This is a genomic window from Streptomyces sp. NPDC041122, assembly GCF_055592445.1.
The window spans coordinates 408,133-431,405 of the sequence record NZ_JBVIYQ010000001.1; the positions used below are offsets into that span (position 1 = coordinate 408,133).

General features: G+C 72.6%; 24 protein-coding genes. 16 read left to right on the forward strand and 8 right to left on the reverse strand.

The window, feature by feature from the left end:
* Positions 1-15: 15 nt before the first annotated feature.
* The 3 genes from ACZ6B8_RS01765 (at position 16) to ACZ6B8_RS01775 (ending at position 2,183) form a co-directional block, all read left to right on the forward strand.
* Complete coding sequence (locus ACZ6B8_RS01765) at positions 16-804, forward strand: metal ABC transporter ATP-binding protein (protein ID WP_471605974.1); 789 nt, start codon at positions 16-18, stop codon at positions 802-804.
* A 15-nt stretch (positions 805-819) separates the two neighbouring features.
* Entirely contained in the window at positions 820-1,710 is an 891-nt protein-coding gene (locus ACZ6B8_RS01770; protein ID WP_471074277.1) for a metal ABC transporter permease, read from the forward strand.
* A 71-nt stretch (positions 1,711-1,781) separates the two neighbouring features.
* Positions 1,782-2,183 (forward strand): Fur family transcriptional regulator, encoded by a 402-nt coding sequence (locus tag ACZ6B8_RS01775; RefSeq protein ID WP_355808519.1) that lies wholly within the window; start codon positions 1,782-1,784, stop codon positions 2,181-2,183.
* A 63-nt stretch (positions 2,184-2,246) separates the two neighbouring features.
* Here the strand turns inward: ACZ6B8_RS01775 and ACZ6B8_RS01780 are convergent, their stop codons facing one another.
* The 4 genes from ACZ6B8_RS01780 to ACZ6B8_RS01795 form a co-directional block, all read right to left on the reverse strand.
* The gene (locus tag ACZ6B8_RS01780) at positions 2,247-3,068 is read right to left on the reverse strand and encodes an isoprenyl transferase (RefSeq protein ID WP_471074274.1); all 822 of its coding nucleotides are present in this window, start codon (positions 3,066-3,068) and stop codon (positions 2,247-2,249) included.
* Between the two features lie 65 nt (positions 3,069-3,133).
* Positions 3,134-3,886, reverse strand: a complete 753-nt coding sequence (gene recO / locus ACZ6B8_RS01785) for a DNA repair protein RecO (RefSeq protein ID WP_471074271.1) — start codon at positions 3,884-3,886, stop codon at positions 3,134-3,136.
* A 79-nt stretch (positions 3,887-3,965) separates the two neighbouring features.
* Complete coding sequence (locus ACZ6B8_RS01790) at positions 3,966-4,181, reverse strand: hypothetical protein (protein WP_471076402.1); 216 nt, start codon at positions 4,179-4,181, stop codon at positions 3,966-3,968.
* Between the two features lie 2 nt (positions 4,182-4,183).
* Positions 4,184-4,411, reverse strand: coding sequence for a hypothetical protein (locus ACZ6B8_RS01795; RefSeq protein WP_471074268.1), 228 nt, complete (start codon positions 4,409-4,411; stop codon positions 4,184-4,186).
* Positions 4,412-4,526: 115 nt separating this feature from the next.
* Here ACZ6B8_RS01795 and ACZ6B8_RS01800 point away from each other — a divergent pair, with 115 nt between their 5' ends.
* Positions 4,527-5,360: a helix-turn-helix domain-containing protein gene (locus tag ACZ6B8_RS01800; RefSeq protein WP_471074265.1), complete on the forward strand. Its 834-nt coding sequence runs from the start codon at positions 4,527-4,529 to the stop codon at positions 5,358-5,360.
* Positions 5,342-5,623, forward strand: coding sequence for a DUF397 domain-containing protein (locus ACZ6B8_RS01805; RefSeq protein ID WP_471605975.1), 282 nt, complete (start codon positions 5,342-5,344; stop codon positions 5,621-5,623). The genes ACZ6B8_RS01800 and ACZ6B8_RS01805 overlap by 19 nt, the downstream gene beginning before the upstream one ends.
* Before the next feature lie 66 nt (positions 5,624-5,689).
* Here ACZ6B8_RS01805 and ACZ6B8_RS01810 read toward each other — a convergent pair whose 3' ends face one another.
* Positions 5,690-7,162 carry a membrane-associated oxidoreductase gene (locus tag ACZ6B8_RS01810; RefSeq protein ID WP_471605976.1) on the reverse strand — a complete coding sequence of 491 codons (1,473 nt, stop codon included), beginning with the start codon at positions 7,160-7,162 and terminating at the stop codon, positions 5,690-5,692.
* A gap of 120 nt (positions 7,163-7,282) precedes the next feature.
* Between ACZ6B8_RS01810 and ACZ6B8_RS01815 the strand changes: the two genes are divergently transcribed.
* Positions 7,283-7,960: an AIM24 family protein gene (locus ACZ6B8_RS01815; protein WP_471074255.1), complete on the forward strand. Its 678-nt coding sequence runs from the start codon at positions 7,283-7,285 to the stop codon at positions 7,958-7,960.
* Between the two features lie 64 nt (positions 7,961-8,024).
* Here the strand turns inward: ACZ6B8_RS01815 and ACZ6B8_RS01820 are convergent, their stop codons facing one another.
* On the reverse strand, positions 8,025-8,879 hold the full coding sequence (locus ACZ6B8_RS01820; RefSeq protein ID WP_471605977.1) for an oxidoreductase: 855 nt from the start codon (positions 8,877-8,879) through the stop codon (positions 8,025-8,027).
* Between the two features lie 222 nt (positions 8,880-9,101).
* Between ACZ6B8_RS01820 and ACZ6B8_RS01825 the strand changes: the two genes are divergently transcribed.
* The 3 genes from ACZ6B8_RS01825 to ACZ6B8_RS01835 all read left to right on the forward strand — a co-directional run bounded on the left by ACZ6B8_RS01825 (position 9,102) and on the right by ACZ6B8_RS01835 (position 12,176).
* Positions 9,102-9,947 (forward strand): helix-turn-helix domain-containing protein, encoded by an 846-nt coding sequence (locus ACZ6B8_RS01825; RefSeq protein WP_471605978.1) that lies wholly within the window; start codon positions 9,102-9,104, stop codon positions 9,945-9,947.
* Between the two features lie 91 nt (positions 9,948-10,038).
* On the forward strand, positions 10,039-10,554 hold the full coding sequence (locus ACZ6B8_RS01830; RefSeq protein WP_471605979.1) for a PH domain-containing protein: 516 nt from the start codon (positions 10,039-10,041) through the stop codon (positions 10,552-10,554).
* Entirely contained in the window at positions 10,551-12,176 is a 1,626-nt protein-coding gene (locus ACZ6B8_RS01835) for a PH domain-containing protein (protein WP_471605980.1), read from the forward strand. The genes ACZ6B8_RS01830 and ACZ6B8_RS01835 overlap by 4 nt, the downstream gene beginning before the upstream one ends.
* Here ACZ6B8_RS01835 and ACZ6B8_RS01840 read toward each other — a convergent pair.
* Positions 12,173-13,456, reverse strand: coding sequence for an aspartate aminotransferase type Ic (locus ACZ6B8_RS01840; protein WP_471605981.1), 1,284 nt, complete (start codon positions 13,454-13,456; stop codon positions 12,173-12,175). The genes ACZ6B8_RS01835 and ACZ6B8_RS01840 overlap by 4 nt on opposite strands.
* A gap of 528 nt (positions 13,457-13,984) precedes the next feature.
* Here ACZ6B8_RS01840 and ACZ6B8_RS01845 point away from each other — a divergent pair.
* From ACZ6B8_RS01845 to ACZ6B8_RS01865, 5 genes are all read left to right on the forward strand, one after another.
* The gene (locus tag ACZ6B8_RS01845) at positions 13,985-15,625 is read left to right on the forward strand and encodes an ABC transporter substrate-binding protein (protein WP_471605982.1); all 1,641 of its coding nucleotides are present in this window, start codon (positions 13,985-13,987) and stop codon (positions 15,623-15,625) included.
* A 28-nt stretch (positions 15,626-15,653) separates the two neighbouring features.
* The gene (locus tag ACZ6B8_RS01850; RefSeq protein WP_471074237.1) at positions 15,654-16,613 is read left to right on the forward strand and encodes an ABC transporter permease; all 960 of its coding nucleotides are present in this window, start codon (positions 15,654-15,656) and stop codon (positions 16,611-16,613) included.
* Positions 16,610-18,634: a dipeptide/oligopeptide/nickel ABC transporter permease/ATP-binding protein gene (locus ACZ6B8_RS01855; protein ID WP_471605983.1), complete on the forward strand. Its 2,025-nt coding sequence runs from the start codon at positions 16,610-16,612 to the stop codon at positions 18,632-18,634. Before ACZ6B8_RS01850 ends, ACZ6B8_RS01855 begins: the two co-directional genes overlap by 4 nt.
* Positions 18,635-18,710: 76 nt before the next feature.
* Positions 18,711-19,775: an oligopeptide/dipeptide ABC transporter ATP-binding protein gene (locus ACZ6B8_RS01860; protein WP_471605984.1), complete on the forward strand. Its 1,065-nt coding sequence runs from the start codon at positions 18,711-18,713 to the stop codon at positions 19,773-19,775.
* Positions 19,754-20,689: a dihydrodipicolinate synthase family protein gene (locus tag ACZ6B8_RS01865; RefSeq protein ID WP_471605985.1), complete on the forward strand. Its 936-nt coding sequence runs from the start codon at positions 19,754-19,756 to the stop codon at positions 20,687-20,689. The genes ACZ6B8_RS01860 and ACZ6B8_RS01865 overlap by 22 nt, the downstream gene beginning before the upstream one ends.
* Positions 20,690-20,704: 15 nt before the next feature.
* Here ACZ6B8_RS01865 and ACZ6B8_RS01870 read toward each other — a convergent pair whose 3' ends face one another.
* A complete protein-coding gene (locus ACZ6B8_RS01870; protein WP_471074223.1) occupies positions 20,705-21,211 on the reverse strand; it encodes a MarR family winged helix-turn-helix transcriptional regulator in 507 nt (168 codons plus the stop codon).
* Positions 21,212-21,362: 151 nt separating this feature from the next.
* On the opposite strand from ACZ6B8_RS01870, the gene ACZ6B8_RS01875 reads away from it, so the two are divergent.
* Positions 21,363-21,956, forward strand: coding sequence for a malonic semialdehyde reductase (locus ACZ6B8_RS01875; protein WP_471074220.1), 594 nt, complete (start codon positions 21,363-21,365; stop codon positions 21,954-21,956).
* A 36-nt stretch (positions 21,957-21,992) separates the two neighbouring features.
* Positions 21,993-23,270: an MFS transporter gene (locus tag ACZ6B8_RS01880; RefSeq protein ID WP_471605986.1), complete on the forward strand. Its 1,278-nt coding sequence runs from the start codon at positions 21,993-21,995 to the stop codon at positions 23,268-23,270.
* Positions 23,271-23,273 lie beyond the last annotated feature (3 nt).

Consider the following 23,273-nt stretch of genomic DNA (forward strand, 5'->3'; position numbering starts at 1 on the left):
ACGGAGGCATCCGCCATGAGCAAGCCAGCCGGTCCCGGCGAACGCGAAGCCGTCATATCCCTGCGCGAGGTGACGGCCGAGCTCGGCTCGCGCCCCGTCCTGCGCGGCATCGACCTCGCCGTGGGGCGCGGCGAGGTCGTCGCCCTGCTCGGCGCCAACGGCTCGGGCAAGTCCACCGCCGTGCGCACCGTCATAGGGCAGGTCCCGGTAACCGGCGGCGAGGTCGAGATCTTCGGCACCCCGCGCCGCCGCTTCCGCGACTGGGCGCGCGTCGGGTACGTGCCGCAGCGCACCACCGCCGCCGGCGGCGTGCCCGCCACGATCAGCGAGGTCGTCGCCTCCGGGCGGCTCTCCCGGGCCCGCTTCGGCGTGCTGCGCAAGGCCGACCGCGAGGCGGTCGCCCGCGCCATCGAGCTCGTCGGCCTCGCCGACCGCGCCAAGGACTCCGTCAACGCCCTCTCCGGCGGCCAGCACCAGCGCGTCCTCATCGCCCGCGCGCTGGCCTCCGAACCGGAGCTGCTGATCATGGACGAGCCGATGGCCGGCGTCGACCTGGCCAGCCAGGAGGTCCTCGCGGCCACCCTGCGCCAGCAGGTCGCCCAGGGCGCCTCCGTCCTGCTCGTGCTGCACGAACTGGGCCCCCTGGAGCCGCTGATCGACCGCGCCGTGGTGCTCCGCGACGGCTGCGTCCTGCACGACGGGCCGCCGCCGCGCGCCGTCGGCCAGCACGCCCTGCCCGGCCACGACCACGTCCACCCGCACACCGCCGACGCGGAGCCGGTCCGCACCGGCCTGCTGACCTGAGGGCGAGCAAGAACGATGGAACTCCTCACCTACGCCTTCATGCAGCGGGCCCTGCTCGCCGCCGTCCTGGTCGGCATCACCGCGCCCGCCGTCGGCATCTACCTCGTCCAGCGCCGCCAGGCCCTGATGGGCGACGGCATCGGCCACGTCGCGATGACCGGCGTCGGCCTCGGATTCCTGCTCTCGACGTCCCCGGTGTGGATGGCGACGGCGGTCGCCATCGTCGGCGCCGTCGTCATGGAGCTGATCCGCTGGTACGGCAAGACCCGCGGCGACATCGCCCTGGCGATGCTGTTCTACGGCGGCATGGCGGGCGGCGTGATGTTCATCAACCTCGCCCCCGGCGGCTCCAACGCCAACCTCCAGTCGTACCTCTTCGGCTCGCTGTCGACGGTCTCCGAGGAGGACGTCTCCGCGATCTGTCTGCTCGCCGCCTTCGTGGTCCTGGTCACGGTCGGGCTGCGCCGCCAGCTCTTCGCGGTCAGCCAGGACGAGGAGTTCGCGCGCGTGACGGGCCTGCCGGTGCGGGCCCTCAACCTGCTCACCGCGGTCACCGCCGCGGTCACCGTCACCGTCGCCATGCGGGTCGTCGGCCTGCTGCTGGTCTCCGCCCTGATGGTGGTGCCGGTGGCGGCCGCCCAGCAGCTCACCCGGAGCTTCGCGGCGACCTTCGCGATCTCGGTGGCCGTCGGCGTCGCGGTGACCCTCGGCGGCACCGTCACCTCGTACTACCAGGACGTGCCGCCCGGCGCGACCATCGTGCTGCTCACCATCGGCGTCTTCATCGTCCTCACGGTGCTCGCGACGCCGCTGGCCAGGCGCAGGGCGCGGGCCGTGGCCGCCGCGGAGGCGGCGGGCGATCCCGCGGAGTGCGCGGTCCCGGCCCAACCGGTGGCCAAGAGCTGACCCGCGTCCGGGCCGACCTGGCACAATGGCCCGGCAGGCCCAGACCAGAGCGCAGACGCGAGGAGGCAACCGTGGGAGCCCCGGTTCGAGGCAGGTCGACCCGCCAGCGTGCGGCGGTGGCCGCGGCGCTCGACGACGTGGAGGAGTTCCGCAGTGCCCAGGAGCTGCACGACATGCTCAAGCACAAGGGCGACTCGGTCGGTCTGACCACGGTCTACCGCACCCTTCAGTCCCTCGCCGACGCCGGCGAGGTCGACGCCCTGCGCACCAGCGAGGGCGAGACGGTCTACCGCCGCTGCTCCACCGGCGATCACCACCACCATCTGGTGTGCCGCGTCTGCGGCAAGGCCGTCGAGGTCGAGGGCCCCGCGGTCGAGAAGTGGGCCGAGGCCATCGCCGCCGAGCACGGATTCGTGAACGTGGCGCACACGGTGGAGATCTTCGGCACGTGCCAGGAGTGCGCGAGCAAGTAACGGTACGTATGCGAGAGGGCCCGCACCGTCCGGCGGACGGTGCGGGCCCTCTCGCGCCCGGCCCTAACTGTTCGCGATCTGCTCCTCGTTGGGGATCGCGCCGCCGAAGCGGCGGTCGCGCCCGGCGTATTCGAGGCAGGCCCGCCACAGGTCGCGCCGGTCGAAGTCCGGCCACAGGACGTCCTGGAAGACCATCTCGGCGTAGGCGCTCTGCCACAGCAGGTAGTTGGACGTGCGCTGCTCGCCGCTCGGCCGCAGGAAGAGGTCGACGTCCGGCATGTCCGGGTAGTACAGGTACTTCGCGAAGGTCTTCTCGTTGACCTTCGACGGGTTGAGCCGGCCCGCCTTCACGTCCTCCGCCATCGCCTGCGCGGCGTCGGCGATCTCGGCGCGGCCGCCGTAGTTCATGCAGAAGTACAGGGTCAGCTTGTCGTTGTCCTTGGTCTGCTCCTGGGAGATCTCCAGCTCCCGGGCGACCGACTTCCACAGCTTGGGCATCCGGCCCACCCAGCGCACCCGCACGCCCAGGTCGTCCAGCTGGTCGCGGGTCTTGCGGATGAAGTCGCGGTTGAAGTTCATCAGGAACTTCACCTCGTCCGGCGAACGCTTCCAGTTCTCCGTGGAGAAGGCGTACAGCGAGATCGCCCCGACGCCCATCTCGATGCCGCCCTGCAGCACGTCCAGGACGCGCTCGGCGCCGACCTTGTGCCCCTCGGTGCGGGGCAGCCCGCGCTCCTTCGCCCAGCGTCCGTTGCCGTCCATGACGATCGCCACGTGCTGCGGGACGAGCTCACCGGGGATCTTCGGCGGCCGCGCGCCCGAGGGGTGGGGCTCGGGAAGCGTGTACTCACGGCGGGACCGTCCGAGGATTCCGCGTCGTGCCATGGGGGGCTCTCTCCTACCTAGCTGTTCTCCGCACACGAGGGACTCGCGCGCTCACGTACTCACACTCACGTACTTTTCTCTACGTAGCGCAGGGAGCGCAGTCCGCGCTCCAGGTGCCAGTGCAGATAGGCGGAGACGAGGCCGCTGCCCTCCCTGGCGTGCCGCGCCTCGCACGCGTCCGCCGTCTCCCAGTCGCCGGTGAGCAGCGCCCCGAGCAGCGTGAGCGTCTCCGCCGACGGCACGACGCTGCCGGGCACCCGGCAGTCGACGCAAATCGAGCCGCCCGCCGCGACCGAGAAGAACCGGTTCGGCCCGGGCATCCCGCACTTGGCGCAGTCGTTGAAGGTGGGGGCGTAGCCGTTGACGGCGAGCGAGCGGAGCAGGAAGGCGTCGAGGACGAGGTGGGGCTCGTGCTCACCGCGGGCCAGCACCCGCAGGGCGCCCACGAGCAGGAGGTACTGCTGCACCGCGGGCTCGCCCTCGTGGTCGGTGAACCGCTCGGCGGTCTCCAGCATGGCGGTGCCTGCCGTGTAGCGCGCGTAGTCGGTGACGATCCCGCCACCGTACGGAGCGATGGTCTCGCTCTGCGTGCAGAGCGGCAGGCCGCGGCCGACGAGCTCGCTCCCCCGCGCGAAGAACTGCACGTCGACGTGGGAGAACGGTTCGAGGCGCGCGCCGAACTTGGACTTGGTGCGGCGCACCCCGCGGGCCACCGCGCGTACGCGGCCGTGACCGCGCGTGAGCAAGGTGATGATCCGGTCCGCCTCACCCAGCTTCTGGGTGCGCAGCACGATGCCGTCGTCGCGGAACAGACTCATGGACCCATTCTCGCGTACGCCGACGGGTCCCCGGGCCCGGGTGGGCCCCTGCCCCCCTTACGGGGCCCCTCGGCCTCCCTCAGGGGACCTCGCCCCGGCTCCTGGCGTTCGCGTACGCCGTCGCCGCGCGCAGCCGCTCCTCGGTGGTCGCCGAGCGGGCGGCCTCCGGAGTGCAGTCCCACTCCCGGCCGCCCCCGTAGGGGCGCAGCTGGACGTACGGCCCTTCGTGGCCCATGACCCGGCCGACGCGGCCGCTGCGGGTGTCGACCACGTACGAGCCGACGGGGAGGTGCAGGTTCATGCCGCCGCCCTCCGCAGGGCGGCGGCCAGCCGGGCCGCGGTGTCGGCGGAACACCCGCCCAATTCGATGCGCGGGCAGGGCGTCTCGCGGGCGAGGGTCGCCGGGTCGATCCCCAGCGAGGGCAGCGTAATTCCCGCCTCGGTGAGTGCGTCGCGCAATTCCTTCACGGTTTCCTCCGCATGCTCGATACATGCCTCTGCGTGATGCTTTCCATCCACCTTCACGTGGCTCCCCTTCGCCTTCGGATTTCACTCTTCTCGCACATACGGTGACGCACTCCCCCTACACTCGGCAGGAGTCTGTCCCCTACAACTGCGGGGCAGCGGAAGGCGGTTGGCCATGGCCAATGGTTCACGTCAGGCGGCTTGGGAGTTCTTCGGGGCCGAGCTGAAACGGAGACGGGAGGACGCGGGCCTCAGCCAGTCGGCGCTGGGTACGCGGGTATTCGTCTCCGGTGGATACATTGGCCAGTTCGAACAAGCAATTCGCAAACCGCAGTTGGATGTGGCGGAGCGGATCGACGAGGTCCTGCAAACCGACGGTATTTTCGAGCGGATGTGCCGAAAACTGATCGATGACCGCCGCTACGCGGATTACTTCGCCGCGGTGGTGGAGCTTGAGGCACTGGCGACGAAGATCTGTGAGTTCGCGCCGACGCTGATCCCGGGCCTGTTGCAGACGTCCGCCTACGCGCGAGCGGTGACGCTGTCGGCCAATCCGTTCGTCACGGACGCGTACGTGGACGAGATCGTCGCGGCACGGCTGGAGCGGGCGGGGATCCTCAAGGATGCGGCGCGGCCCGAGTATTGGGTGGTGCTGCACGAGAACGTGCTGTACATCCCGGTGGGTGGGCCGGAGGCGATGGCCCAGCAGTTGGAGCACGTTGCTCGGCTGATGCGGGAGCGGCAGGTGCTCCTGTCGCTCCTTCCTTACGCAGCGGGCGCGCACGCCACGATGGGCGGGATGCTCACACTCATGGGCTTCGAGGACGCGCCGCCTACCGCCTATACAGAGACTTCGTTTTCGGGAACGCTCGTCGACGAACCGGTGGTGGTGGCGCGGGCACAGCGCGCTTACGATCTGCTCAGGGGCGCCGCGCTGTCGCCGGAGGTGTCCCTCGCCCTGGTCGAGTCGGCGGCTGAGGACTACAGACGATGCACGAGTACGACCTGAGCAACGCTCGCTGGCGCAAAAGCAGCTACAGCAACGGCGAAGGCGGCAGCTGCGTCGAGGTGGCGTACGACTTCGTGGGCGCCGCCCGCTGGCGCAAAAGCAGCTACAGCAACGGCGAGGGCGGCGACTGCGTCGAGGTCGCCGACGGAGTCCCCGGGGTCGTCCCCGTGCGGGACAGCAAGAACGTTGACCAGGGCCCGAGCCTCGTACTCGGCGCAGCCGCCTGGCAAGCGTTCGTGACGTACGCGAAGGGCCGACGCTGACGCAGGCTCCCCAGGGGCGCGGGGAACTGCGCGACCAGCCCCCACGAACCCGCACCCGACGAACCCCTACTGACGACTGATCGCCCTCGTGACGCCCGCCGCGATCGTCGTCGCGAGCGTCCACCCCAGCACCACCAGCGCATACCCGAACCACTGATACGCCCCCTGCGCGGCATACGCCTTCTCCTGGCCGAAGTCGACGATCGGCAACAGCAGATCCAGCGTGTAGAACAGGGGGTTGAACTCCGGTGCCTCCTCCGGCTTCAGCGCCGCAGGCTCCCGCACCGCGTAGGTGACCGCACCCACCAACAGCAGCGACAGCAGCCAGACCGCCGCCCGCGTGGGCCGGAACCCATAGCCGACGGTCACGTCCTGGAGGTGGCCCCAGGCGCGGGCGTACCACGCCAGGGTCGCGCGGTGGCGACGCTGCTTGGCGAGCTGGACGGTGCGGGCGGCCGCGTCGTCGCCGTTGCGGCGATACGCGGCGGTCAACTGCTCGTATGCGTACGGGACGTAGCCGTCCGTATCCCGCTCCAGGACCTGGAGTCGGCGTTCGGCGGGCTCTGGCGGGCCGAGCCTCTCGTACGTCAGACCGTCCAAGCGAACCCGGTCCGGCCACGTCTCCGTGGCCATGTGCAGGAATTCGAGGCGGCAGCCGCGCAAGGTGACAGCTCCCTGAATGGGCTCGGCCTCGGCCAGATAGAGCGCGCCCGCGACGACGTTGCTGGCGCGCAGAACCGTGCCACCCTGGTTGGAGAGCCGGGCGCCCTCGAAGTCGATCATGCCTTGTATGCGGGCGCCGGGCATGTTGAGCCGTCCGTACACCGCCAGCCGCGTCGCATGTAGATCCGCCCCGGCCCTCAGGTTCGTCGCGTGCAGCGCCGTCCCTCCCGGATGGTTGAGCACCGCGTCGTTGAACGTGATGTCGCCGGATATCACGGACCCCGCGAGGCGGACCTCCCCGTCGGCGCGGAACCCCCCGCCCGCCTGGAAGTCGTCGTCTATCGTCACGCGATTGAGCGCGAGGACCGGCTCGGGGTACGTCACGCCCTCCTCCCCCACGTGCGCCCCGTCGAAGAAGACCGCCCCGGAGATCCGCGCCCCGCCGAGCCGGACGGGTCCCCGCACCCGGCAGCCGGACATCCGCAGCGAGCCGTCGACCCGCAGCGCGGTGGCGTGCAGGCCCGGCAGCACGGACCGGCCGAGGTACAACTGGCGCAGTTGCGCCCCGTAGAGGTCGGGCACCTCGTCGAAGTAGCAGGCCCACAGGTGGATCGGGCCCGCGGCCTCCGCGTAATGGAGGTTGAGGCGGCCGGTGATCCGCGCGCCGGTGACGCGGAGGACCGGGACCTCGCCGTCCTGCCGGGGCCCGCTGAGCAGCAACCACCGCAGGACCTCGGCGCGGACGGTCCGCTCGGGCCCCCAGCCGGCGCCGGGCTCCGCGGATTCCCCGTCGCGCTCGCAGAAGTCGACGGTCCGCCCGAGCGGAAACGCCTCCCACACCCGCCGTTCGGCGGCGGTCAGTTCGGTGATCTGCACCGGTGCGACTCTAGGCGAACCCGGGCGACCGCACCCGGGATGTGCCCAGGAAGGAGAGGGTCCGCATGCCGCGGTGGGATCACGCTTCCGCGATCACCCCGGGTGGCCCAAAATACGGGCATGAAGAGTGACCTGTTCTCCAGCGACCACATGGCCCAGCCGGCCCACGCGCCCGGCATGACCCTCCAGAACGCCAAGTCCGTCAAGTACGCGGTGAACGGCGAGATGTTCGCCCGGCAGGGCGCGATGATCGCCTACCGGGGCAATCTGCAGTTCGAGCGCAAGGGCCAGGGCGTGGGCGGCATGCTCAAGCGCGCCATGACCGGCGAGGGGCTGCCGCTGATGGCCGTGCGCGGCCAGGGCGAGGCGTGGTTCGCGCACGAGGCGCAGAACTGCTTCATCGTCGACGTCGAACCGGGTGACGTGCTGACGGTCAACGGCCGCAACGTCCTCTGTTTCGACGCCACCCTCTCGTACGAGATCAAGACCGTGAAGGGCGCGGGGATGACCGGCGGCGGGCTGTTCAACAGCGTCTTCACCGGCACCGGGCAGCTCGGCCTGATCTGTGAGGGCAGCCCGCTGGTGATCCCCGTGTCGCCGCAGCAGCCGGTGTTCGTCGACACCGACGCGGTGGTCGGCTGGACCGCCGACCTGCACACCTCCCTGCACCGCTCGCAGTCCATCGGCTCGATGATCCGCGGCGGTTCGGGCGAGGCCGTGCAGCTGAAGCTGGAGGGCGAGGGGTACGTCATCGTGCGGCCGAGCGAGGCGACGCCGCAGAAGCCGCAGCAGCACTGAGGCCGCGGGCGCCGGGCCGCCGTCGTCGGGGCCGGAGGGCGGCCGGCCCCGACGGCGGGTGAGCTCAGGCGGACGACCGGGCGGCCTCGTCGAAGTCGGTGGCGGCCGACACCTCCGCCCACGCCCGCATCTCGCGCTCGAAGTCCTCACGTCCGGCCCGAACGAGCCGCAGCGCGTCGTTGCCCAACAGCAGCCGCTTCGGCGGCCGTTCGGCCGCCACCATGCGCAGCACCGCGTCCGCCGCCTTGTCCGGGTCGCCCGGCTGGGTCCCGCCGCCGTGGATCCGGCGGTGGCGCAGCGGCTCGAACAGCTCGTCGTAGTCGGGGATCGAGCGGGGCGCCCGGATCATCGAGCGGCCGGACCAGTCGGTGCGGAAGCTGCCCGGCTCGACGGCGGTGACGTGGACGCCGAAGTCGGCGACCTCCTTGCCGAGCGTCTCCAGGATGCCCTCCACCGCGAACTTGCTGCCGTGGTAGAAGCTCAGGCCCGGCATGGTGACCAGCCCGCCCATCGAGGTGACGGCGATGATGTGGCCCGCCCGGCGCTCGCGCAGGTGCGGCAGCACGGCCTTGATCACCGCCACGGTGCCGTAGACGTTCACCTCGAACTGGCGGCGCAGGTCGTCCATGGACGACTCCTCGAAGAGGCCGTCGTGGCCGTACCCGGCGTTGGCGACGACCACGTCGAGGGGGCCCAGGTCCCGCTCGGCCCCGGCGACGACCTCGTCCACCGCCGCGTGGTCGGTCACGTCCAGGATGCGGGCGTGCGCGTCGCCGGTGAGCGCTTCGAAGGCGCGGGCGTCCTCGGGTGTGCGCACGGTGCCCACCACCCGGTGGCCCGCGGCGAGCGCCGCGCGGCCGAGTGCGCGGCCGAGGCCGGTGCTGACGCCGGTGATCAGGAATGTCTTGGAGTCCGACACGGGAGTTCCCTTCGTACGGTGCGGAACGCGGGGCCGTCCGGGGCGGTCGGCCCCGGACGTCCTCGGCACGTCCAACTTCAGCACCGGAAAAGGCCGTTGCCCCGGTTCCAGGGAGCCCGGCCCGACCCGGGAACGGGTGGGCCGGGGGTCTGCCGGACCGGGGGTCCGCCGGTCCCCCCTTCGCGGGCCCCCGCGGCGATCTCGGGCCGTATCGTGAACGGCATGGACCGCAACACAGCACTCGGTGAGTTCCTCCGCTCCCGGCGGGCACGGATCACCCCGCGCCGGGCGGGCCTGCCCGACGACGGCGGTCCGCGGCGCGTGCCGGGGCTGCGCCGCGAGGAGATCGCCCACCTGGCGGGTGTCAGCGTCGACTACTACGTACGCCTGGAGCGCGGGCGCCGGCTGAACGTCTCCGAGACCGTGCTCGACGCCATCTCCCGTGCGCTGCGCCTCGATCCGGTCGAGCGCACCCATCTGTTCGAGCTCGCCAAGCCGACGGCGGCCGGGTCCCGTCGTGCGGCGACGCGTCCGCAGCCGGTCCGGCCGGGGCTGCGCGACCTGCTCCGGATCCTGGAGCACACCCCCGCCCTGGTCCTGGGGCGGCGGCTCGACGTCCTCGCCGCCAACCCGATGGCGCGGGCGCTGCTCACCGACTTCGAGGCGCTGCCGCACCGGGAGCGGAACCTGGTGCGGTTCATGTTCCGTGACGAGAGGGCCCGTTCGCTGTACGCCCACTGGGACATCCACGCCCGGGACATCGTCGCCTCGCTCCGGCGCGACGCCGGACGCCACCCGCACGACCCGCTGCTCGCCGAACTCGTCGGCGAACTCTCCCTCGCGGACGAGGACTTCCGCCGCTGGTGGGCCGACCAGGACGTGCACCGGCACACCCACGGCAGCAAGCACTTCCAGCACCCGGTCGCCGGCCCGCTCACCCTCAACTACGAGTCCCTGACGCTGCCCGCCGACCCCGACCAGCGGCTCAGCGTCTACACCGCCGAGGCGGGCTCCAGCTCGGAGGAGGCGCTGCGGCTGCTGGACGCGAGCCTGCGGGTGGGGGCGTAGGGCCGCGCGGGCGTGCCGCCGGTCGAGATCCGGCCGAGCCGGGCCACAGCGGGTGCGCGGGCGACTTGGGGGAGCAAGTACCTTTCGTCTCATGGTTGTTGACCAAGGAGACGCGACGGCGGGCGTGCGGCTGCGGCCACCGCGGCACCGTCTGGACCGCCGTGCCGTCGCCTGGTGGCGCACCCGCCTGCTGCTGACGGCCGCCGCCCCGGCGGCTGTTCTCGGCCTGCTCGGGGCGCTCATCGCGCCCGCCCGCTGCTGGCTGCTGCTGCCCGCCGCCGTCGTCGCGGCGGCGGGGCTGCTCGCCGGGGCGCTGCTGCCGCCGTGGTGGTACCGGGTGCACCGCTGGGAGGTCACCGACGACGCGGTGTACGTGCGGACCGGCTTCTTCTGGACGGAGGGCCGGATCGCGCCGATGTCGCGGCTGCAGACCGTAGACACCATGCGCGGTCCCGTCCAGCGCATGTTCGGGCTGAGCACGGTGACGGTCACCACCGCGTCCGCGAAGGGTGCGCTCCAGGTCAAGGGGCTCGACCACGCGACCGCCGCCGAGCTGGCCGAACGGCTGGCCCTGGTCACGCAGGCGACGCCGGGGGACGCGACATGAGCGGCCTCACGGAGTCACCGGGGCGCTCCCCCGGCGCGGCGCCCCGGACGGCCCCCGACGGGGAAGCCGCGTCCGCCGAAGGCCAGGACCACGGCTGGCGGCGGCTCGACCGGCGTTCGATGCTCGTCACCGTGCAGATGACGGGCGGCGTGGTCTCCGCCGTCGGTGTGCCCGTCACCCTCAGCTTCCAGGGCTGGGTGGCCATGGGGCCCGTACTGGCCTGGGCGGTGGGCCTGAGCCTGCTGCTGGTCGGCGGCGGTGTGGCGCTGGACGCGCTGCGGCTGCGGCACAGCCGCTACCGCATCGGCCCCGACCGCGCCGAGCTGCGCAGCGGCATCCTCTTCGCCAAGCACCGCTCCCTGAGCCGGGAGCGCATACGCTCCGTCGACCTCGTCGCCCATCCCCTGCTGCGCCTGCTCGGCCTGGTGGAGGTCCGCATCGGCACCGGCGAGCAGAGCGCCGGCCAGGAGGCCACCCTCGAACTGCGGCCCGTGCGCAGGGCGGAGGGCGAACGGCTGCGGCGGGAACTGCTGAGCCGTACGGCGCCGGACGCCGTGCCGGACGCGCCGGGCACCCTCGCCGCGCTCGATCCCCGCTGGATCCGGTACGCCCCGCTCTCCTTCGTCACCTCGGCGCTCGCGGCTGCGGCGGGCGGCGCGGTGATGCAGGTCAGCGAGTGGTTCGGGGTGCAGGAGGAGATCATCGACGGGGTCGGCGAGCTGTTCCGCGGGATGTCGGTGGCGGGCCTGGTGGTCGCGCTGGTCGCGGTGGCGCTGGCGGCCGGGTCGGTGGGGGCGCTCGGGCTCTGGGTCGAGATGTGGTGGAACTACCGCCTGGAACGGGAGCCCGGCGGCACGCTGCGGGTGCGGCGCGGGCTCCTCACGGCCCGTTCGGTCTCCCTGGAGGAGGCGCGGCTGCGGGGCGTGGACGTGGTGGAGCCGCTCGGGCTTCGGCTGTCCGGCGCGGCGCGGGTGGACGCGGTCGCCACGGGGCTCTCGCGCCGCGACGAGGAGGACCAAGCGGGGCCGAGCACGCTGCTGCCCGCCGCGCCGCGGGCCCTCGCCGCCGAGGTGGCGGCGCGGATCCTGCGGGAGCCGGTGACGCCCACCGCGGCGCGGCTCACGCCGCATCCGCGGGCGGCGCGGGCGCGCAGGATCCGCTGGGCGGTGGCGTCGGCGGCGGCCCCCGCGCTGGTCCTGGTCCTGCTCGGGGCGGTACTCGGCGTACCGGTCCTCGGGTATCTGGGGGCGGCCTGCGCGGCGCTGCTCGGGCCGGCCGCGGTGGCGCTGGCCGAGGACGCGTACCGCGGCCTGGGGCACGCGGTCGACGGCGACTACCTCGTCGTACGCTCCGGGACGCTGCGCCGGTCGACGGTGGCGCTGCGGCGCGGCGGGGTGATCGGCTGGACGGTCAAGCAGTCGGTGCTGCAGCGGCGTGCGGGCCTGGTCACGCTGAGCGCGACGACGGCGGCGGGCGCGCAGGCGTACGCGGCGTACGACGTGGACGAGGCGGAGGGCCTCGCCTTCGCGGAACGGGCGGTTCCGGGGCTGCTCGGGCCGTTCCTGGAACGGCCCGAGCCCGGGCGTACGGAGGGTACGGGGGATCCCGGCGCCGAGGACTAGCGGGCCGCGGCGGCCCGCTGCTCGTATCCGACGAGGCGGACGCAGGTCGTGAGGCCCTTCATGGCCGCCTCCAGTTCCGCGAGGCCCGGGTAGCTGGGCGCGATGCGGATGACCGCGTCGCGCGGGTCGTCGCCGAGGGGGTGCGTGGCGCCGGCCGGGGTCAGCACGATGCCGGCCTCCGCCGCGTGGCGCACGACCTCCTTCGCGCAGCCGTCCGGGACCGTCAGGGTCACGAAGTAGCCGCCCTTCGGCGAGGTCCAGGTGGCGAGGCCGGTGCCGCCGAGCTCGGCCTCCAGGATCCGGGCGACCGTCTCGAACTTGGGCCGCAGCAGGGCGCGGTGGCGCGCCATGTGCGCCCGTACGCCGTCGGCGTCCTTGAGGAACATCACGTGCCGCAGCTGGTTGACCTTGTCGGGACCGATCGACCGCTTCTGGTTGGCCGCGAGCAGCCACTTCAGGTTGGCGGGCGAGGAGCCGAAGAACGCGACGCCCGCGCCGGCCGAGGTGATCTTCGAGGTGGAGCCGAAGACGAACGCCCGGTCCTCGTGTCCGGCCGCGGCGCACGCGCTCAGCAGGTCGGCGAGCTCGGCGGGCTCGTCGGTGAGGTCGTGCACGGCGTACGCGTTGTCCCAGAAGATCCGGAAGTCGGGCGCGGCCGTGGGCATGGCGGCGAGCCGCGCGACGGTCTCGTCGCTGTAGACGACGCCGTCGGGGTTGCTGTACTTCGGCACGCACCAGATGCCCTTGATCGCCGGGTTCCCGGCGACCAGCCGCTCGACCTCGTCCATGTCGGGGCCGTCCGGCGTCATCGCCACGGGGATCATGTCGATGCCGAACCGCCGGCAGAGCGAGAAGTGCCGGTCGTAGCCGGGCACGGGACACAGGAACGCGATGGGCTCCTGGTCCACCCAGCGGGACGTGGCGCCGGGCACCTCGCCGAGGAGGGCGTGCACGAGGCAGTCGTGCATCAGCTCCAGGCTGGAGTTGCCGAGCGCGAGCAGCTGCCCCGCGGGCACCTGGAGGAGCTCGCCGAAGATCTCCCGGAGCTCGGTCAGGCCCTGCAGGCCGCCGTAGTTGCGGACGTCCGTGCCGTCGGCGGCCGTGTGGCGCCCGCCGGGCAGGCTGAGCAGGTCCTCGGCGAGGTCGAGCTGCTCGGGCGCCGGCTTGCCCCGGGTCAGGTCGAGGGACAGCCCGCGCCCGGCGAGCTCGTCGTACTCCTTCCGGGCCTGCTCAAGCAGCCCGGCCAGGGCCTGGGTGTCGGGGCTCAGCTCGGTGCTCATGGTGTTGCCTCTCGCAGGTGCGGCGCTCGGTGGGTGGCGCCAGCCGAGGATACAAATCCGGCCGCCGCCCCGGACGACATGCCCGCTCCGCGAGACTGCGGGGGCCGGAGGCTGGTATCGGGCCCCGGGGCCGCACCCTCGGCGAGGCCGTACATCAGTACGAAGACGTGATCCGTGCGCGGACGGGGGGCCACCCGGAGGTGCGGATCTTCCGGGCGCCCCGCCGTCGCGCCCGCACGGGAGCCCGCGCCCGCCCGCGGCGACGACACGCCGCACCCGTCGCCCCGGCCCGCGCTCCCGACGCCGCCCCCTACCCCCGAGACGCCCCTCGCACACTCCAACTCACCTCCCCTCAAGACCACTTGACGCCCCCGCACCCCACCGGGACCGCCACCCCGGAACCCGTCCGGCGACCCCGCCCGGCAACCCTGTGCCGGAGCCCTTGACCGGCCCCCTCCCCCCTCCTATCGTCGCCACGCCACCCACGACGTAGGACGTGGGACCTCTTAAGGAGGCAAGGGAGACACAGTGACCGATCCGACCTCTCGTACGGCGCTCCGCGCGATCGCGCCGGACCGCCGCTCCTTCCTCAGGTACACCGGCGCACTCGGCGCGGCCGCCGCCGTGACGAGCACCCTCTCCGCCTGCTCGTCGGGGCCCGAGTCCACCAACGAGACCGGCGGCGGCCAGGGCGGCGGCTCGACGCTCACGGCCGTCATCGGCTACGGCAACGACGGCAGCTGGGACCCGACGCAGACCGCGTCCGCCTTCGCGATGGCCGGCAACGAACACATCTACGAGGGGCTGCTCGGCACGGACCCGATCACCCGCGAGCCGTACGCGGCGCTCGCCACCGAGCTCCCGGACGACCTGAAGGCGACGACGTGGAAGTTCACGCTGCGCCCGGGCGCCACCTGGCACGACGGCAAGCCCGTCACCGCCGACGACGTCGTCTTCGTGTTCGACAGGATCCTCGACCCGAAGACCCAGACCCTCGCCAAGGGCTTCTTCGCGAGCTGGCTCAAGGAGGTCAGGAAGACCGGCGCCACCTCCGTCGAGCTGATCCTCAAGTTCCCCTTCCCCGACGGCGCCGCACGGCTCTCCCTCGCCAAGATCATGCCGAAGCACGTCTTCTCGCGACCGGGCGCCTGGGACGACGCGACCAAGGGGAAGGCGGTGGGCTCGGGACCGTACCGGCAGACCGCCCACCACCCGAAGGCGAACACCACCTTCGAGGCCTTCGACGACTACAACGGCCCGCGCAAGGCCGCCTTCAAGAAGATGAACTGGCTGACCATCGTCGACGCCGCGCCGCGCGTCGCGAAGATCTCCGGGGGCAGTGCGGACGCGGAGATCGCCGACAACATCCCGTACGCCAACATCGAGCGGCTCAAGCGGGGCGGGATGACCGTCGAGGGCGGCGCCGGGATGAACAACCTCTTCCTGCTCTTCAACACCGCGCACAAGCCCTTCGACGACGTGCGCGTCCGGCAGGCCCTGCACTACGCCATCGACCGCGACAAGATGATCACGGCCGCCCTCCGCGGCCACGGCAGGGCGTCCACGTCCTTCCTCAACGAGGCCAACCCCTCCTACCGGCCCGCGAAGACCGTGTACGGATACGACCTGGCGAAGGCGCGGAAGCTCCTGAAGGAGGCCGGGGTCGGCAAGCTGAGCGTCAACCTCATGGCCGTCAACGTGAGCTGGATCGTCGACTGCCTGCCGACCATCAAGGACGGCTGGGAGAAGCTCGGCGTCGAGGTCACCCTCGACCCGCAGGAGACCACCGCGGTCTTCACCAAACTGGACCAGAAGAAGGACTTCCAGATCGTCGCGGCCGCCTCCAACCCCAACCAGTTCGGGCTCGACGCCGACCTGATCATGCACTACAACTACGGCCCCGAGAACCTGTGGATGGGGTACGCGCGCTGGGCCGACGACCCGGTCGCCAAGAAGCTCTTCGCGGACATGGACCAGGCCACCCGCGAGCCGGAGCCGGGCCGCAAGAAGACCATGGTCCAGGAGTACATCGACGTGGTGGCGGAACAGGCCGTCCTCTACCCGGTCGTGCACAACGAACTCATGACCGCCTGGGACCCGAAGAAGATCACCGGCGTCAAGGCCCAGCCCTACCCGGGAATCAACCTGCTGCAGGCCAAGTGGGTCTGACAACCGGCCAGTTCAGGAGCCGCACGCCGTGACCGCAGTCCTCAGAATTTTGGCCCGCCGCGTCGCCCTGCTCGTCCCGCTGCTGCTCGGCATCGTCCTCTTCGTCTTCCTGGTGATGCGCTTCTCCGACGTCGACCCGGCGTCCGCGTTCTTCCAGGGCGCCAACCCCACACCCGAGCAGCTCCACCGGTTCCGCGAGGACAACGGACTCCTCGATCCGCTGCCCGTGCGCTACGTCGCCTTCGTGGGGGACCTCCTCCACGGCGACATGGGCATCAGCGTCCTCAACCGCTCCCCCGTCGTCGACCAGGTCACCACCGCCCTGCCGCTCACGATGCAGCTGACCTTCCTCGGGCTCGGGATCGCCGTGGTGCTCTCCCTCACCCTCGGGGTGACCGCGGCGATCCACCGCGACCGGCTGCCGGACCAGCTGATCCGCGTCGTCTCGCTGACCGGCGTCGCGGCGCCCGGGTTCTGGCTGGCGCTGCTGATGATCCAGTACCTGGCGGTGGACCTCGGCTGGTTCCCGACCGGCGGCTACATCAACCCCGCCGACTCCTTCACCGGCTGGCTGAAGACCATGACGCTGCCCGCCCTCGCGCTCTCCCTGCCGGTGGCCGCGGGCCTCACCCGCATCATCCGCACGGCCGTGGTCGAGGAGCTCGACAAGGACTACGTCCGCACCGCGATCGGCTGCGGACTGCCGCCGGTCGTGGTCGTCGGCCGCAACGTCCTGCGCAACGCCCTCATCAACCCGCTCACCGTGCTCGGCCTGCGCGTCGGCTATCTGCTGGGCGGCGCGGTGGTCATCGAGACCATCTTCTCGCTGCCCGGCATGGGCAAGCTGATGATCGACGCCGTGAAGAACGGCGACCCGGCCGTGGTGCAGGGCGTCGTCATCACCACCGCCGTCGGCTTCGTCGTCGTCAACCTCGTCATCGACATCCTCCATCTGCTGGTCAACCCGCGCCTGAGGGGGACACGTTGACGTTCGCCACCCGCAAGGAGCTGGCCGACCGGCTCTCGGTGCCCGGCATCCGCTTCCGCTCGCTGCGCCGGCTCCCCCCGCTCTCCCGGATCGCCGTCGGCGTCGTCGCCCTCGTCGTCCTGGTCGCCCTGTTCGCGCCGCTGCTCGCCCCGCACGACCCGCTCGACCAGCAGCCGCAGACCGACTCCACCGGACACCCGTCGGCCGGGCACTGGATGGGCCAGGACAGCCTGGGCCGCGACATCCTCAGCCGGCTGATGTACGGCGCGCGCTGGTCGCTGGCGATCGGGCTCGGTGCCACCCTGCTCGCCCTCGTCGTCGGCGCCGTGATCGGCGCGGTCGCGGCGACCTCCCGCAAGGCCGTCGACGAGACGCTGATGCGCTGCCTCGACGTCGTGATGGCCTTCCCCGGGATCGCGCTCGCCGCCGTGCTCGTCGCGGTCTTCGGCGGCGGCATCCTCGTCCTCATCTGCGCCATCGCCTTCCTCTTCACCCCGCCGGTCGCGCGCGTCGTACGGGCCAACGTGCTCGACCAGTACGGCGAGGACTACGTCGTCGCCGAGCGCGTCATCGGCGCCCGCACCCCGCACATCCTGATCCGCCACGTCGCCGTGAACTGCGCGGCGCCCATCCTCGTCTTCTGCACGGTGCAGGTCGCCGAGGCCATCGTCTTCGAGGCGTCGCTGTCCTTCATCGGCGCGGGGGTGCGGCCGCCCGACCCGTCCTGGGGCAGCGTCATCGCCGACGGCAAGAACATGGTGCTGATCGGCGGCTGGTGGGCGACGGTCTTCCCCGGCCTCCTCATGCTGCTCACCGTTCTCTCCCTGAACATCCTCTCCGAGGGGGTGTCCGACGCGTGGGCCGCGCCGTCCGCGCGCGACGTCGCGGGCGCGGCCCGCGCGGCGGACCCCCTGGAGGCCCCCGAGCCCGGCAGCGGCCAGGTCCTCGAACTGCCCGGCCTGCCGGCGGCGGCGCACCGGCTCCGCTCCCGGGCCCGTCCCCTGCCCGGCGGGGATCCGGTCCTTTCCGTGCGGGAGCTGACCGTCTCCTTCCCCGGCCGGCACGGAGGCGTCCGCATCGTCGACGGGATCAGCTTCGACGTACGGCCCGGTGAAGTCCTCGGCCTGGTCGGCGAGTCGGGCTGCGGCAAGTCACTCACCGCCCTGACGGTGATGGGCCTGGAGCCCAAGGGCGCCGAGGTCGGCGGCCGGGTCGTCTTCGACGGCCAGGAGCTCACCGGCCTGCCGATGCGGGCCCGGCGCAGGCTGCTCGGCCACGCCATGGCGATGGTCTACCAGGACGCCCTCTCGTCGCTGAACCCGGCGATGACCGTCCGCTCCCAGCTGCGCCAGGTCGTCCGCAGGGGCGGCCGGCGCACACCGGCCGAACTCCTCGGCCTGGTCGGCCTCGACCCCGAACGCACCCTGCGCAGCTATCCGCACGAGCTGTCCGGCGGCCAGCGCCAGCGCGTCCTGATCGCCATGGCCCTCTCCCGCGAACCGAGACTGATCGTCGCCGACGAGCCGACCACCGCGCTCGACGTCACCGTGCAGGCGCAGATCATCCAGCTCCTGCTGCGGCTGCGCGCGGAGCTGGGCTTCGCGCTGGTCCTCGTCTCGCACGACCTGGCGCTCGTCGCCGACGTCACCGACCGGGTGGTGGTGATGTACGGCGGCCAGATCGTCGAGACGGGCGTGACGGCGGACCTGGTCGAGTACCCGGCCCACCACTACACGCGCGGGCTGCTCGGCTCGGTGCTGTCCCTGGAGTCGGCGGCGCGGCGCCTCACCCAGATCAAGGGCGTGGTCCCGTCCCCGGCGGACTTCCCGCCGGGCTGCAGATTCGCGGACCGCTGCCCGCTGGCGAGCGAGACGTGCCGGGTGACGGCGCCCGCCCTGCTCGGCGCCCCGGAGCACGCGACGGCCTGCCACCACCCGGCGACACACGACGCGCCGGCGGGGGCGCCCCCAGGGGCGCGGGGAACCGCGCGACAAGCCACCACGGACGGTGACCCGACATGACCCCTGACGCGCCCGCCAGGGCGCTTTCAGGGGCGCGGGGAACCGCGCGACAAGCCCCCACCCACCGGGAGCCGACATGACCACCCCGACGACCCCTCTCGTGCAGTTGGACGACGTCCACGTCGTCCACAAGGCCCGCTCGGGCGGCCTCTTCTCCCGGGACCACGTCCACGCCCTCACCGACGCCACCCTCCAGGTCGCCCCCGGCGAAACCGTGGGCATCGTCGGCGAGTCGGGCTGCGGCAAGTCGACCCTGGCCAAGGTGCTCGTCGGCGCCCAGCGCCCCACCGCGGGCACCGTGTCGTTCCGCGGCCGCGACCTGTGGACGATGAGCCCGGGCGAACGGCGCGGCTCCATCGGGACCGGCACCGGCATGATCTTCCAGGACCCCTCGACGGCCCTGAACCGCCGCCTGCCGGTGAGCCGGATACTGCGCGACCCCCTCGACGTGCACAAGCGCGGCACGCCGAGGGAACGGGACGACCGGGTGAGGGAGTTGATGAGCCTGGTCGGCCTGCCCCCGGGCCTCGCCGACGGACTCCCCGGCCAGCTCAGCGGCGGCCAGCGCCAGCGCGTGGCCATCGCCCGTGCCCTCGCGCTCGAACCGGACCTGGTGGTCGCGGACGAGCCGACGAGCGCCCTCGACGTGTCGGTGCGGGCCCAGATCCTCAATCTCCTCCTGGATTTGAAGGAACGCCTCGGCCTCGCCCTGGTGTTCGTCTCCCACGACATCCAGACCGTCCGCAGGATGAGCGACCGGGTCGTCACGATGTACCTCGGCCGGATCGTCGAGGAGTCGCGGGCGGGGACGGCCCTGGACCGCGCCCGGCACCCGTACACCCGCGCGCTGTTCTCGGCCACGCCGGGCCTGCTGGACCCCATCGACCCGATCCCGCTCACCGGTCCCGTGCCGTCGGCGACCCGGCCGCCGAGCGGCTGCCCGTTCCGCACCCGCTGCTGGAAGGCGGACGAGGTGTGCGCCACCGCGATGCCGCAGGCGCACGAGGCGGGCCCGGGGCACCGGTTCCGCTGCTTTCACCCCGTGGACGAGGGAGAGTCGAACCACGACCTCGTCGCCCAGGCCGCCGCCACGGCCTCCGTCACCCCCAGGGAGCAGCCATGTCCGTCCCCGCCCCGCTGACCGGTGTCGTCCCGCCCGTCTGCACCCCGCTCACCCCGGACGGCGAGGTCGACACCTCCTCCCTGGTCCGGCTCGTCGACCACCTGGTCGCGGCCGGGGTCGACGGCCTGTTCGTGCTCGGCTCGACCTCGGAGGCCGCCTATCTGACGGACCGGCAGCGGGTGCTCGTCGTCGACACGGTCGTACGGCACGTGGCGGGCCGCCTCCCGGTCCTGGCGGGCGCCATCGACATGACCACGCCGCGCGTCCTGGACCACGCGCGGGCCCTCGCGGACGCGGGCGCGGACGCCGCCGTGGTCACCGCGCCCTTCTACACGCGGACCCACCCGGCGGAGATCGCCCGCCACTTCGAGCTGGTGGCGCGCGGCTGCGGGGTGCCGGTCTTCGCGTACGACATCCCGGCCTCGGTCCACACCAAGCTGGGCGCGGACCTCGTCCTGCGGCTCGCCGGAGAGGGGGTCCTCGCGGGCCTCAAGGACTCCAGCGGGGCCGAGGGCGCCTTCCGGAGCGTCGTCCTCGGCAAGCGGGCGGCGCCGGGGCTCGCCGGGTTCAGCGTGCTCACCGGCTCCGAGGTGACGGCCGACGCGGCGCTGGCGATGGGCGCGGACGGCGTGGTGCCGGGCCTCGGGAACGTGGACCCGGCGGGATACGTGCGGCTGTACCGGGCCTGCCGGGAGGGCGACTGGGCGACGGCGCGGTCCGAACAGGAGCGGCTGTGCGGCCTGTTCGGGATGGTGACGGCCGGCGATCCGGCGCGGATGGGCGGCAGTTCGGCGGCGCTCGGCGCGTTCAAGGCGGCGCTGCGGCTGCGCGGCGTGATCGACTGCGCGGCCACGGCGGAGCCGCAGATCCCGCTGTCCCCCGCCGAGACCGAGCGGATCGCGAAGCACCTGGCGACGGCGGGCCTGCTCTGACCCGGCCGGCCGCCGTCACTTGATGGACGTGTCGCCGAGCGCCTCCAGGACCGGCCGGAGGCCCGCGACGGCCTTGTCGACGACATCACGGTCCACCTCGCCGAGCAGCCGGGCGTAGTTCGCGAGGTGGTCGGCGAAGACGGCCCGGGTCACCTCGTGCCCGCGCTCGGTGAGGTGGATCTTGACGGTGCGCCGGTCCTCGCCGTCGCGCACCCGCTTCACCAGCCCCTTGGCCTCCATCTTGTCGATGCGGTTGGTGATGGTGCCCGAGGAGACCATGGACGCCTTGAGGAAGGTGCCCGCGGTGAGGGCGTACGGCGGGCCGGAGCGCTGCAGCGTGGTGAGGACGTCGAACTCCCCCACGTCAAGGCCGTGTTGGGCCGCGCTCGCCTTGACGGTCTTCTCCACCACGACGCCCAGCCGCTGGATGCGCCCCATGAGCTCCACGGGCCAGAGGTCGTCCTGCAGGTCCGGGCGCTCCTTGACCCACTGGCCGATGATCGCGTCCACGGCATCTCCCACCGTCGTCACTCCTCTCGATACGCACTCTCTCGGCGCAGACTCTATCAGTATCGATTCTCTTAGTTTCGAGATAGTTGACTCTGAGAAAACCAGATGCTTCTATCTCACTGTCGAGATTGCCGAGACCGAACGAAACGACAGGAGCACCCTCATGTCCGAGCTGAACCTGCACCCCGCCGCCCAGGACCTCCTCTTCCGCGAGGCCCGCACCGCGAACACCTTCACCTCCGAGCCGGTGACCGACGCGCAGATGCAGGCGGTCTACGACCTCGTCAAGTACGCGCCGACCGCCTACAACCAGTCGCCGCTGCGGGTCGTCCTGGTCCGCTCCGCCGAGGCCCGCGCCCGGCTGGGTGAACTGATGGACGAGGGGAACCGCGCCAAGACGCTGGCCGCCCCGCTCGTCGCGATCCTCGCCGCGGACAACGAGTTCCACGAGGAACTCCCCGCACTGCTCCCGCACTTCCCCCAGGCGAAGGACCTCTTCTTCGCCGAACGCCCGGTCCGCGAACAGTCCGCGCTGCTCAACGCCACGCTGCAGTCGGCGTACTTCATCCTCGGCGTGCGCGCGGCCGGCCTCGCCGCGGGCCCCATGACCGGCCTCGACTTCGCCGGCGTGCAGAAGGAGTTCCTCGACGGCGACCACACCCCGCTGATGGTCGTGAACATCGGCCGCCCGGGCCCGGACGCCTGGTACCCGCGCTCGCCCCGCCTCGCCTACGACGAGGTCGTCACCACCGTCTGAGCGCCCCCGCCCGCCCGACCTCAGGAGCCGCCCGCCATGCCGCCGCCCCTCGCCTCCCCGCCCGTCCGGACCACCACGGCGCCCACCGTCGGGCGGACCCCCGCCGCACGCCGCACACCGTGCCCGACACCGCCCCCGGCGCCGCGCCAGGTCCCCGCTCTCTGGCTCGCGCTGCTCGCCACCCCGGTCGCCGCGAGCGGCAACAGCCCCGTCCTGATCCTCCCCGACATGGCCGGCTCCCTCGGAGTCACCACCGCCTCCGCCACCTGGCTCGTGACCGTCTTCGCCTGGGCCATGGCCGTCGGCACCCCGCTGATGGCGGGCCTGCTGCGCCGCCGCGGCCTCGGTGCCACGCTCCGGCTGAGCGCCGCCCTGATCGTGGCGGGCACCGCGGTGCTCGCCACGGCGCCCTGGCTGCCGCTGGCCATGGCGGGGCGGGCGGCCCAGGCGGCGGGCGGCGCGGGCCTGGTCACCGCCGCGATGAGCCTCGCCGGTTCGGTCCGCCGGATGGGCGTCATCACGGCCGGATTCGGCACCCTGGGCGCGGTCGGACCGCTGCTCGGCTCGGCGCTGGCGGGCGCCGCCTCCTGGCGGCTCTCCCTGGCCGTCGGCGCCGTCGCCCTCCTCGCCGTGCCCGCCGTGGCCCGCCGCGCCGACCTGTCCACGCCCCGGGACGCCGCCCCCTTCGACGGCCGGGGCGCCACCCTGCTCGTCCTGACGGCGACCGCTCTGGTCCTCGTCCCCCGCCACCCGCTCCCGGCGGCGGGCGCCGCGCTCCTGACGGCCGCGCTGCTGGCCCTGCACGTCCGCGCCCGCCCCACCGGATTCGTCCCGGCGGCCCTGCTGCGCAGCCGCCCCTTCGTGCTCTGCGCCGCGCTCGCCTGCACCCTGGCCACCTCGTACTTCGCGCTGCTCTTCACGGTCCCGCAGCTGCTCACCGACCGCACCGACTGGTCCGCCGCCACGATCGGCACCGGTCAGTCGATCGCCCTGCTCGCCGGCTCGGCGCTCTCCATGGCGCTGGCCGCCGCCGCGGGCCGGATGTCCCGGCCCCGGGTCCTGACGATCCTGCTCACCGTCGGCGCTCTCGCCCCGCTCACCGCCGCGCTGACCCCCTGGGCCCCGCTCCTCCTGCTGGTCGCGGCGCTCGCCGTGCTCGCCACCAGCGCCGGCCAGGCGACGCTCGCGGTGTACGCGACGGCTGCCGCGCCGACCGCCCAACGGCCCACCGCGATCGGCCTGTTCACCCTCTGCTACCAGCTCGGCGGCGCCTTCGGCCCGGCCGTCGCGGCCACGGTCGCCCTGCGCGGCTGAGAC